Annotated in this window: 8 protein-coding genes and 1 pseudogene; 8 read left to right on the top strand and 1 reads right to left on the bottom strand. The window is 33.0% G+C overall.

The genetic code is table 11. The features are described from left to right. Positions 1-493: 493 nt before the first annotated feature. From AC6BKE_RS00260 to AC6BKE_RS00225, 8 genes and pseudogenes are all read left to right on the top strand, one after another. Positions 494-1202: pseudogene (locus tag AC6BKE_RS00260) on the top strand (cytochrome c biogenesis CcdA family protein). Positions 1203-1241: 39 nt separating this feature from the next. Beyond that, entirely contained in the window at positions 1242-1775 is a 534-nt protein-coding gene (resA, locus tag AC6BKE_RS00255) for a thiol-disulfide oxidoreductase ResA (protein WP_036075026.1), read from the top strand. Positions 1776-1816: 41 nt separating this feature from the next. Beyond that, positions 1817-3178, top strand: coding sequence for a sensor histidine kinase (locus tag AC6BKE_RS00250; RefSeq protein WP_009374093.1), 1362 nt, complete (start codon positions 1817-1819; stop codon positions 3176-3178). A gap of 16 nt (positions 3179-3194) precedes the next feature. Further along, positions 3195-3872 (top strand): response regulator transcription factor, encoded by a 678-nt coding sequence (locus AC6BKE_RS00245; protein ID WP_009374092.1) that lies wholly within the window; start codon positions 3195-3197, stop codon positions 3870-3872. A 12-nt stretch (positions 3873-3884) separates the two neighbouring features. Then, positions 3885-4811, top strand: a complete 927-nt coding sequence (locus AC6BKE_RS00240) for a F510_1955 family glycosylhydrolase (protein WP_009374091.1) — start codon at positions 3885-3887, stop codon at positions 4809-4811. A gap of 21 nt (positions 4812-4832) precedes the next feature. Further along, positions 4833-5567 (top strand): urease accessory protein UreH domain-containing protein, encoded by a 735-nt coding sequence (locus AC6BKE_RS00235; protein WP_009374090.1) that lies wholly within the window; start codon positions 4833-4835, stop codon positions 5565-5567. Positions 5568-5732: 165 nt separating this feature from the next. Further along, positions 5733-6905 (top strand): D-alanyl-D-alanine carboxypeptidase family protein, encoded by a 1173-nt coding sequence (locus AC6BKE_RS00230; RefSeq protein ID WP_009374089.1) that lies wholly within the window; start codon positions 5733-5735, stop codon positions 6903-6905. Between the two features lie 226 nt (positions 6906-7131). Then, positions 7132-9234, top strand: a complete 2103-nt coding sequence (locus AC6BKE_RS00225) for a copper-translocating P-type ATPase (protein ID WP_009374088.1) — start codon at positions 7132-7134, stop codon at positions 9232-9234. Positions 9235-9401: 167 nt separating this feature from the next. On the opposite strand, the gene AC6BKE_RS00220 is transcribed toward AC6BKE_RS00225, so the two are convergent. Continuing rightward, a complete protein-coding gene (locus tag AC6BKE_RS00220) occupies positions 9402-12368 on the bottom strand; it encodes a Tn3 family transposase (RefSeq protein WP_229387499.1) in 2967 nt (988 codons plus the stop codon). Positions 12369-12465 lie beyond the last annotated feature (97 nt).

Here is a 12465-nt window from a genome sequence, read left to right as displayed (position 1 = left end):
GTTCAGTTACAATAAAGTTCTATACTAACAAAATAGTTGTATACTTTACAATAAAGTCTTATACTGGACAAAAAAGTTGTATACTGGATATTCAAACAATTTCTATGAGTGATTCTAACTATATTATTGTATATAAATAAGATAAACCTTGATACAGTATGATGCTGTATCAGGGTTTTTGTTTTTTCAAAATGGCTTTCAAACCTTTCATTTTTCTAACTATATATATATAAAGTAGGTACATTAAAATAACCTTGGTACATTGTCTACTGTGCCAGGGTTTTGTTTTGTCATTATTACCGTTGAATTATAATCCTTAGAGCAGGAATTAAAACTTTTTTTAAAAAAAAATTGCTATTAATTAATGAGTTGTAGAAAGGTATCAAAAATAAACTTCTTAATTTTGATATGTATCAACATATGCATATATTCTCCACATTTATAGTCTATACTTTATTTTTAAATGTTCTGTAGAAAGGTTGCGTGAGAGTATTTGTTAGAACAATTAAATTTAATACTTGCATTTGGGGCTGGATTATTATCATTTGTATCACCTTGTTCATTACCATTGTATCCTGCTTTTCTATCTTATATAACAGGAATATCCTTTAATGAACTAAAAGAAGAGAAAGGGATCTTAAGACGAAAGTCTTTAATACATACCCTGCTTTTTTTACTTGGTTTTTCTATTATTTTTATGGCATTAGGTTTTAACTTCTTTTATCGGAAAGATTTTTATTCAGTATAAAGAGTTACTAAGGCAATTTGGAGCAATTTTCATGGTCTTTTTTGGATTAGTTATTCTAGGTTTCTTTAAATTCGATATTTTACAATCGGAAAAAAAGATTAGTTTTAAAAAAAGGCCCAAAGGATATTTTGGCTCAGTACTTATTGGTATGGGTTTTGCAGCTGGATGGACACCTTGTACTGGACCAATTCTTGCCGGAGTAATAGCTTTAGGAGTGTCTAACCCCGGGCAAGGAATGTTGTACATGTTATTTTATGTGCTAGGTTTCTCTATACCTTTCCTAATAATGTCCTTATTTATTGGAAAAATGAAGTTTCTTCAAAGAAAAAATGGACTGTTTATGAAAATAGGTGGTGCAATAATGATTCTGATGGGGGTTTTATTGTACTTTGATATGATGACTAAAATTATTGCGTTTTTAACACCTATTTTTGGAGGATTTACTGGCTTTTAGTTTTATATCATATAAGAGGGGAAGGAACCAAACTTAATTATGGATAAAAAAAAGAGACGATTTCTTATGCGTTCAATTATATTAATTGTATTATTTGGGGCAATATTATTTACAGTATATACAACTTTAACTAAAGAAAAAAATGAAGTATTACAAATAGGGGATAATGCTCCAAATTTTACTCTAGTTGATATGTATGGTGATAAACATAATTTGGAGGAATACAAAGGACAAGGTGTCTTTTTAAACTTTTGGGGGACTTGGTGCAAACCCTGTGAAAGGGAATTCCCAATTATAGATAGATATTATAAGGAATATAAAGAAAAAGGTATACAGGTATTAGCTATAAATATAGCAGAATCCGACTTCGTGGTTCAAAATTATATTGACCGAAAAGGTTTAACTTTTCCGGTATTAATTGACAAAAACAAAAGTGTAATGGAAGCATATAATATAAATCCATTACCAACGACTATTCTTATTAATTCAGAGGGTAAAATAGAAAAAATAATCACTGGAGAAATGAAAGAACAGGATATAAAGAGTTACATGGAACAAATTTTACCAGACTAAGTAATAATTTTTTAGACTAATAAAGAGAGGTGAAAAAATTAGTGAACAAAATCTCTACAAAATTAGCATCGTGTTTTTTTATTGTAGTGCTAATAATGGATTTATTTCTTATGTTTTATCTTCATCGAAATATAATTAATTCGAGAGTTGAAGAAGAATATTATACATTATTGGCGAATGGTGCTAATCATAGAGATGTTTTAATTGAAAATTTTTCTGAAACTACAATAAAACATATCGTTTTGATGGAAAAAAGTAAAGATCGTGCGGTGATCATTACCGATAATAAAGGAAATATCATTGGTAGTTCAGATATTAGTGAATCTTTAAGTGGACAAATAGTTTCTTTAATAAAGAACGTAGACGTAGAAACAGATGAATTATTGACTTCTAACTGGAAAGAATCCCCTTATATTATGAGTGTGCATCCTTATATCTCAAATACAAATCAATCTGGATACGTTTTAATGCTACAAAGTACTGGTTCTCTTAATAAGATGGTTCATGAATTAACTGAACATTTTGGTATGGCAGGTGCTACAAGTTTTATTGTACTTTTTATTGTTTACGCGGTTCTGTCAAAAGTTATAACAAGACCTTTAATACGGATGAAAGAGGCAACAGAGAAATTAAGCAAAGGTGAGTTTAATGTAAAGCTTGCAATTAAAAGTAAAAACGAGCTTGGTGAGTTAGCAAGTTCAATTCAGAAATTAGCCAATGATTTAGAACGTTTAAAAACAGACCGGAATGAATTTCTGGCGTCAGTGGCTCATGAATTAAGTACACCGTTGACATATTTAATTGGATATTCAAAAGTAGCGATGAGAGAGAGTCTAAGTAAGAAACAAAGAGAACAGTATCTTGAAATTATTGTTGAAGAGTCCAATAGAATGAAGGAATTGGTAAAAAATTTATTAGACTTGGCTAGAATGGACGAAAACACATTTACTGTCATGAAAGAATCTTTCTCTGCTCGATATTTTTTCGAAGCAATATGTAAACTTGTTGCTCCTTCATATGATCTCAAGAATATTAAGTTGAACTTTGTTTGCACTGAAGATTTTCAAATATATGCTGACCCATTACGTTTAGAGCAAATTGTCATAAACCTATTGGATAATGCTTTGAAATATTCAAAGGAAAATACAGAGGTAACATTAAAGGCTTGTAAAAATGAAGGGAAAACAAGAATTGAGGTTATTGATACAGGTATTGGCATTCCACAAGAAGAAATTGACTTCATTTTTGAGAAGCTATATCGTGTTGAGAAATCACGTTCTCGTGCATATGGTGGTTCAGGAATTGGACTTGCTGTTGTGAAGGAATTAGTAGAAGCACACAATGGTACCATTGAAGTCAAAAGTAAACTTGGAGAAGGAAGTACATTTACGGTGATCATATAACACATGGAGGTTAAATATGCAGACAATTTTGATTGTGGATGATGAAGAAAGAATGCTCGATTTAGTCGAATTATTTTTAATTCCACATGGATATACCTGTATTAAAGAAAAGAGCGGAATAAAGGCAATAGAGAGAATTAAGAAAGAAAATATCGATCTCGTTTTATTAGATGTTATGATGCCTGAAATGGATGGATGGGATGTTTGTGAATCTATTCGTGAATTTTCAAAAGTACCCATTATAATGCTAACTGCAAGAGCTGATAAATCTGATTTAGCTAAGGGACTTTTATTAGGTGCAGATGACTATATATCCAAGCCATTCGATGAAAGAGAGTTAATAGCAAGAATCAATGCTGTTTTGCGTAGAATTGTCGGATTTGAAAAGGATAATGAAAATATCACTTTTAAAGATTTTGTTTTAGATAAAGAAACATATTCTCTACACTACCAAAATTCAAGTGTGCAACTTACTTTAAAAGAATTTTTAATTATAAAAGCATTAATATCTCGACCTTCTAAGACATTTACAAGAGAGGAATTACTGCATGCTGCATGGGAATATGAAACAGATACAGATACGCGGACTGTTGATTCACATATAAGAAATCTAAGAGAAAAATTAAGTAAATCTGACTTTCCTACCGATGAGTTCCTTAAAACGGTTTGGGGAATAGGGTATAAATGGAGTTAAAAGGAGAAAAGTATGAAAAATTACAAAATTTGGTTAGGTCTATTAGTTATTGTTTTAGTTTTAAGTGCTTGTAATTCAAAAGAAAAAGATAGTTATTCATTTGAAGAAGTGGATAACCCAAAAATTGAACATATACATGGTTTGGGATATATAAATGGTAAAAGTGATTTTGTAATTGCAACACATAGAGGATTGTATAAATATGGTGTAAAGGGTTGGGAAGAAGCGAACAGCCAAAAACATGACTATATGGGCTTTCAGGCGGTCAAAGATGGCTTCTATTCAAGTGGACATCCTGAGGAAGGCTCAAACCTTAAAAACCCTTTAGGAGTTATAAAAAGTACAGATGAAGGAGCAAATCTAGAACAATTAGCCTTTTACGGCGAAATTGATTTTCATTATCTTGCAGCTGGTTATGATTCGAATACAATCTATGTCATTAATGAAACACCTACAGAGAATATGAGTGGTGGATTGCATTATTCAATTGATGAAGGGAAGTCTTGGACTGAATCAGCTATGAATGGCTTTAATTCCGAGTTTGTTTCTAATTTATCAGCTCACCCTTCCAAAAAAGAAATAGTTGCAATTGGTAGTAAAGATGGAATCTTTGTTTCGAATGACTATGGAGTTAACTTTAAATTACTTAAGTCTACTCAAATGGTTACATACGTAACTTTAAATGAGAATGGGGGTTACTATACAAACTATGACTCAAATTCTGTTTCCCTTAGATCATTCTCATTGGATAGTAAAGAAGAAAAAAATATACAACTCCCAAACGAGATAATGCAAGACCCAATTATTTATATCGCTTCTAATCCTACTAATCGAGAAGAAATTACTTTTGTAACAAATAATCTTAACTTCTATCTTTCTAAGAACGAAGGGGAATCGTGGGATAAATTAGCTTCAGAAGGGGAATTAAAAATAAAATAAGGTTATTGAAGGGTGATTGAGATGTATAATTTGATGTCTCAAATTAGTCAAACCATAAGTGAACCAGTTTCTGTATTCTTAAATTCATATGAGCATTCCCCAATCATTATATCTATCCTCCTTGGGTTGATAGGTGCATTTGCTCCATGTCAACTGACTGGAAATATTAGCGCTATTACGTTATATGGTAATCGTACTATCCAATTAGGTAGTAATTGGAGAGAGATCGTTTCGTTTATTATGGGTAAAGTCATAGTATATAGTGCAATTGGTTTGTTGGCGTGGGCATTTGGACAAACATTTGAAAACAAAATAATTAATTTCTTTCCGGTTTTCCGAAAATTGATTGGTCCTCTATTAATACTTACCGGACTTGTGTTAATGGGGACAATAAAGTTAAGAATATTAAATCGAATTTCAAAGAACGTTCCTACTATACTAAAAGAAGGTTATATTGGTTCCTTTTTTCTAGGAGCTAGTTTTGCAATTGCATTCTGTCCAACAATGTTTGTACTCTATTTTGTATGGCTAATGCCAACCGTTATGTCGACTTCATATGGATTAGTGTTACCTGCAATATTTGGATTGGCAACATCAATACCTCTTGTCATCATCTTATTTTTTATATGGTACTTTGATATTAAGGGATTAGTAATGAAGAAAAGTATTAAAGTAGGTAGGTTTATTCAAAAAATAGCCGGAGTTACTCTTTTTATTATTGGAATTTTTGACACAATTACTTATTGGGGAATGTAAATATAAATAATTTAGAAACAAATAAAAGTACATTGCTTTTCAAACATTAATAGAAATCACTATTGTTACAAGTGTTAAGTTTAGATTACGTAACTTGTTCTCCATATTTTCTCCACATATTTTTTCTAAGATACATGTGTAGATTACTATGAGGAGAATAATAATATGGAAACACATTTAATAAAAAAGGTTGCGATTTTAGTAGTAATCTTCTTAATACTAGGTTCAAATTTTGTTTATAGAGTTCATGGCGCAATGAAGGTCGAATCTCCTTTGATTAGCAGTGAAGCTGCTATATTAATAGATGAAAAAACGGGGCGAATTTTATATGAAAAAAATCCAAATCAGAAGATGGCTCCTGCTAGCTTAACAAAGATAGCAACTGCAATATATGCAATTGAAAAAGGGAACCTAGAAGACATTGTCACAATTAGTAAAAATGCTAGAGAAGTTGAAGGAACTAGGGTTTTTTTAGAAGAAGGAGAAAAGGTTAATCTAAGAAAGCTTATTCAAGGCTTACTTGTGAATTCTGGTAATGATGCAGGTATTGCTATTGCTGAGCATTTGGATGGGTCTGTAAAACAGTTTTCGACTAGTATAAATAAATATTTAGAGAATATTGGAATACAAAATACGAACTTTGTAAATCCCCATGGACTATATGATCCAGATCATAAAACTACTGCACAAGATTTAGCAAAAATTACGAAATACGCAATGCAAAATAAGGAGTTTCGTAAAATTTTTGGTCTAAAGGAACTTAATTGGGATGGCAAATCGTGGGATACTACTCTTTATAGTCATCATAAATTAATGAGAGAGCGACCTTATGAAGGAATAACGGGTGGAAAGACTGGATATGTTGATGAATCAGGAATAACTCTTATAACAACAGCAACAAGAAACGATATATCGGTTATTGTCGTAACGCTTAAAGCGCAAACAGAAGACATGGCCTATAACGATACAATAGAACTTCTTGATTATGCATTTGAGAATTTTGAGTCTAGGAATATTCCGATGGGAAAAATATATAAAATTGATGAAATGTCCTTTAAGACCAAAGAAAAACTCGATTATATAGTTTTACAACATGAAACAGTTAGTCAAAGAATCTCTGGAAAGGGTCATTTAGAGCTATTAAATCAAAATCAGGATACTATCGCATCTTTTCAGTTAGAAAATGCCAATAGTAAAATAAATAAAAATGTAACTCATAAAGACACAGAGGACTCGAATTTAAATCAGGATGCATCGGTGTACACAAAATTTAGCGTAATGTTTATTTTCGTCCTATTCATCTATTTAAAGTTTATTCGAAAGAAGAAATTAATATAAATTAAGACAAAGAATGAGGTACATTTTTATCCTCATTCTTTTTTTGTTAAATAATAATTTTATTCAAATTACAATTCATAATTTTTGCATAACTTTGGGGTAAATTAAGATTAAATAAGAAATATTTTTTCTAGGAAACCTAGGAGAAATGAATTCAAGAAAAATGAGGGAACATTCACTAAAAAAATAGTACACATCTGATTTATATTTAGAGGAGTGATATTTGATGGAGAGAAAAGAAAAAAGAGACCACATCCACAATCATAATGTTTCGCATGAACCAATAACAAATCATATGCAAGATGTTCATGAAAATTACAGCCCTAACAATAAGAAAAATAATGAACACAATCATCATCAACATAATCAAAGCGAGGGTAACAACAAACACCATGGTCATTCGATTTCTGATTTTAAGAAAAGGTTTTGGGTATCTTTAGTATTAACGATTCCAATATCATATTTATCCATGATGATTCAGATGCTTCTTGGATATAAAGTAAATTTTGCTGGTGACACATTATTACTATTCTTACTTTCAACAATAGTCTTTTTCTATGGAGGAAAACCATTTTTACTTGGAGCATGGAGTGAATTGAAAAATAGAACTCCTGGGATGATGCTATTAATTACTCTTGCTATCGTAACAGCTTATGTCTATAGTTCACTAACAGCATTTTTCATTGAAGGAAGTGACTTCTTTTTTGAATTAGCAACCTTAATTGTTATTATGCTTCTTGGACATTGGATCGAAATGAGATCAATAATGGGTGCTTCAAAAGCATTAGAAGAGTTAATTAAATTAATGCCTAAAGAAGCTCATAAGTTAGATGCATCAGGCAACCTTATTGAAGTATCTGTTGAAGATTTAAAACCAGGTGATCAAATACTAGTAAAACCAGGCGAGAAAATTCCCATTGATGGAATAGTTTTTGAAGGACACTCTACAGTTGATGAATCGATGTTAACTGGGGAATCAATTCCTATTGAAAAAAAGGTAGGTATGGAGGCCATTGGGGGTTCAATTAATGGAGAGGGTGTACTAAAAATAAATGTTAGTAAAACAGGCAGTGACACTTATCTTGCACAAGTAATCCAATTAGTAAGCGATGCAGAAAAAACTAAATCAAAAGCTCAAGGATTTGCTGATACAGCCGCTAAATGGTTATTCTATGTCGCTATTGTTGCAGGTATTATCACACTGGTTTATTGGTGGTCAACAGATGACTTTGATTTTGCATTAGAAAGAATGGTGACAGTTTTAATAATTGCTTGTCCTCATGCTTTAGGTCTAGCTACTCCTTTAGTAACATCACGTTCTACATCTATTGCTGCTAAGAAGGGTTTATTAATTAGGAATCGTACTTCATTTGAAAACGCATTTAAAATCAATAGAATTGTGTTTGATAAAACTGGTACCTTAACTGAAGGTAATTTTGGTATAACGGATATTCATCCAGTTACAGGGGTTAGCGAAAAAGAATTATTAAAGCTTGCTTACTCTGTAGAAATTCAATCTGAACATCCAATAGCAAAGGGAATTGTAAAAGAGGGTAAGAAGCAAAATATAAAAGTATCTGAAGTAAAAGGTTTTAAAAATTTAACAGGTAAAGGGTTAGTGGCTAATGTTAACGGGTCTGAAATTGCAATTGTTAGTCCAAATGTTTTAAAAGAAAAAAATATTAGCTTCGATGAAAGTACTTACGAAAAACTTGCACAACAAGGTAAAACCGTTATTTTTATATTAAAGGATAATGTATTTTTAGGCATGATTGCTTTAGCAGACATAATAAGGGATTCCTCTTATAAGGTTATAAAAGAATTGAGTGATTTAGGTATTGAAACCGTTATGATGACAGGTGATAACGTGCGTGTAGCAAAATATGTTGGTGAAAAACTAGGCATGACGAAAGTTATTGCTGAAGTATTACCCCATGAAAAAGCTAATAAGGTGAAAGGACTAAAAGAAGAAAATTCGAAAGTTGCAATGGTTGGTGACGGTGTTAATGATGCGCCTGCACTGGCTGAATCAGATTTAGGTATTGCGATCGGTGCAGGCACAGATGTGGCCATTGAAACTGCAGATGTAGTACTGGTAAACAGCAATCCAGAGGACATTCTGAATACATTAAAGCTATCGAAAGCTAGTCATAAAAAAATGGTCCAAAATTTAGGGTGGGCAGCTGGTTATAACATTCTTGCAATTCCACTAGCTGCAGGCGTTTTATATAGTGTAGGTATTGTTATTACACCTGCAATTGGAGCTGCTGTCATGTCCTTAAGTACGATTATATGTGCAATAAATGCACAATTGCTCAAAATCGAATAAGTAAAGATGAAGCAAAAAATTCGTCAAATATAATTTGACGAATTTTTATTATATTGTAAAAAAAAGATTCCAATTTCCTGATTAGTTAAAACTGGGGTACCGTCAGGAAAATGCGGATTTACAACGTTAAGCCTATTTTCCTGACGATTCCCCCATTTTTAACAACGTTAAGAAAGTTTTAGTGGTCTTAAAGAATCTAATGAGATCACTTTCTCCGAATTAAAATGATATTCTCCTAGCAAATTAATATGTTCCCAACCTAAAGGTGACATATGGTGTAACAAATCTTCATTAAAACTACCAGTCTGTTTTTGATATTCAACTGCTTTTGTTAGATGTAAGGTATTCCATATACTGATGGCATTAATGATTATGTTTAAGGCACTGGCCCTTTGCAATTGATGCTGTATGGTTCGCTCCCTAAGCTCACCTTGTTTTCCAAAGAAAATAGCTCTTGCTAATCCATTCATGGCTTCTCCTTTATTCAATCCTCTTTGTATTTTTCTTCTTAATGATTCATCCGAAATGTAATTCAAAATAAAGATCGTTTTTTCTATTCGTCCCATCTCACGCAAGGCTGTGGCTAAGCTATTTTGTCTTGAATAAGATCCTAGTTTCCCCATAATAAGGGATGCTGAAACTGTTCCTTCCTTTATAGAATGAGCTAATCGCAAAACGTCCTCATAATTTTCTTTAATGACCTTTGTATTTATTTGTCCACGTAAACTGGCTTCTAATTTTGGATATTCACTTGCTTTATCTATTGTAAATAATTTTGAGTCTGATAAATCTCTTATTCTCGGAGCAAATTTAAATCCTAATAAATGGGTCAATCCGAAAATTTGGTCTGTGTAACCGGCTGTGTCTGTATAATGCTCTTCTATGTTTAGATCTGTCTCATGGTGCAATAAACCGTCCAAAACATGAATCGCATCCCTTGAATTAGTATGAATAATCTTTGTGTAGTAAGAAGAGAATTGATCACTAGTAAAACGGTAGATGGTGGTTCCTTTTCCCGTGCCATAATGTGGGTTTGCATCTGCATGCAGTGATGAAACACCTAGCTGCATTCTCATACCATCTGACGAGGATGTTGTACCGTCACCCCAATAGGAGGACAACTGTAATTTATGATGGAAATTTACTAAAATGGCTTGGGCTTTATTCATTGCATCTTCATACATGCGCCATTGAGATACATTGGCTAATTGCTTATATGTAAGTCCAGGTGTGGCTTCGGCCATCTTGCTCAAGCCAATATTCATTCCCATTCCTAAAAGAGCAGCCATGATAATGATTGTTTCTTCCTTATCTGGTTTTCGATTATTGGAAGCATGAGTGAATTGCTCATGAAATCCTGTAATATGAGCCACATCCATGAGTAAATCAGTTAATTTTATTCTTGGTAGCATCTGATAAAGGCTTGCACTAAACCTTTTTGCCTCTTCTGGAACATCTTTTTCTAAGCGTGCAAGTGACAGCTTTCCTTTTTCAAGAGAAACTCCATCCAACTTGTTGGAATTGGAAGCTAACCATTTTAACTTTTCATTAAGGCTGCTGGTTCTCTCCGTTATATAATCCTCGAATGATAAACTAACTGATAATCTCGTATTCTCCCTCGTTTGGTTCCATGTATCTTCCGAAAACAAATATTCCTCAAAATCTCTATATTGTCTGCTACCTATAATGGAAACATCTCCTGCCCGAACATGCTCCCGAAGTTCTGATAAAACAGCCATTTCATAGTAATGACGATTTATTGTTGTACCATCCTCCTCGTATAAATGCTTTTTCCATCGTTTTGAAATAAAATCCACAGGTGAGTCATTAGGCACTTTTCGTTTTCCGGATTCGTTCATTCCTCGGATAATCTCAACAGCCTTTAAAAGTGGCCCATTTGCCTTTGTGGAATGGAATTCCAATACTCTTAATAGCGTTGGCGTATATTTTCTTAGTGAATAAAACCGTTTTTGTAGTAAGTCTAAATAATCATAGTCGGCAGGACGTGCAAGCTCCTGAGCTTCTTCGACTGAAGAGACAAAAGAATTCCATTCGATAACGGATTCTAAAACCTCAAAAACGTCTAATTTCTCCTGTTTTGCTTTGATCAAAGCTTGTCCAATGTTCGTAAAGTGTATAACTTTCTCATTCAGCTTTTTACCATTTTGTTTCTGAATTTCCTCTTGAGCCTTACGGCCTTTTGATAACAGACTGAGTATTTGTCTGTCATGAATTTCAAAAGCTTTATCCGTTAACTCCTGAGTAAGATTTAATAAATAGACGGTTAATATTGAGTAGCGTTTATTTTCCTGAAAGTCACGGAATGCATAAGGCTCATATCTTGAACCTAAACGAGATAGCTGTAACAGGCGATTGCGATGCAAATGACTAATTTTTACCGTCTCCAATTCTATTTCCCGTATGTATTCCAGCCGTTCTATTACTTTTAGAAATGTTTCGGGTGAAGGATGACCCGGGGGTTCCTTTAACCAACCCAATATTGTTTTATTGGAATCGGATGGATGCTGCGAAGTTATGATCTCTTCAAGTTTTTCTTTTTGCTCAATTGTTAGAGACTGACTAACCGCATTAAATAGCTTCTTTTCAGCCATTGCTCTTGCCTCCCACACCATTCTTTCAAGTGTAGTGATAGCAGGTAGTATGATTTTGTTTTTTCTTAGAAAATCTATACATTCATGCAGTAGATGAATGGCATCACCATTTTCCAAAGCTAATTGATGAAGGTGCTTAGATGTCATTCGATATTCTCTTAGGGTAAAAGTTACAAAGTCGTATTCACTTCGAATTTCTTTCAAATGATCCCAAAGTGTATTTTCCCTTTGAGGATAATGACTAAGTGAGGATGGACTTACACCGATCTGTTTCGATATATATTGTAAGACTGAATCTGGGATGCTTTTGATATGGGTGTATGGCCAACTGGGATAGCGAAGAACAGCTAATTGAACGGCAAATCCTAAACGGTTTTCTTCCCTCCTTCGCTTATTAACTATTTCTAAATCCCGTTTGGAAAAAGTGAAGTAGGTCCCAAGTATCCATTCATCTTCAGGGATTTGCATAAAAGCCTGTCTCTGTTCCGGTGTAAGCAATTCTCTACCTCTCGCAATTTTCATTCAATATCCTCCCATTTCTGTATTTTCAATTTATTAGTTCAATTATATATCAATAGAGTGTACTCTATTGATACAAGTGTAGGAGACTGATAAAATC

Source organism: Lysinibacillus sp. COL-1, from assembly GCF_059814265.1.
Note: the sequence above shows the minus strand (reverse complement) of the source record. Positions and strands in the feature narration are given on the sequence as shown.

Coding starts and splice junctions, on each gene's coding strand:
- AC6BKE_RS00220 (WP_229387499.1), bottom strand. CDS start 12,368: ATGAAAATTGCGAGAGGTAGAGAATTGCTTACACCGGAACAGAGACAG.
- resA (WP_036075026.1), top strand. CDS start 1,242: ATGGATAAAAAAAAGAGACGATTTCTTATGCGTTCAATTATATTAATT.
- AC6BKE_RS00235 (WP_009374090.1), top strand. CDS start 4,833: ATGTATAATTTGATGTCTCAAATTAGTCAAACCATAAGTGAACCAGTT.
- AC6BKE_RS00245 (WP_009374092.1), top strand. CDS start 3,195: ATGCAGACAATTTTGATTGTGGATGATGAAGAAAGAATGCTCGATTTA.
- AC6BKE_RS00225 (WP_009374088.1), top strand. CDS start 7,132: ATGGAGAGAAAAGAAAAAAGAGACCACATCCACAATCATAATGTTTCG.
- AC6BKE_RS00230 (WP_009374089.1), top strand. CDS start 5,733: ATGGAAACACATTTAATAAAAAAGGTTGCGATTTTAGTAGTAATCTTC.
- AC6BKE_RS00240 (WP_009374091.1), top strand. CDS start 3,885: ATGAAAAATTACAAAATTTGGTTAGGTCTATTAGTTATTGTTTTAGTT.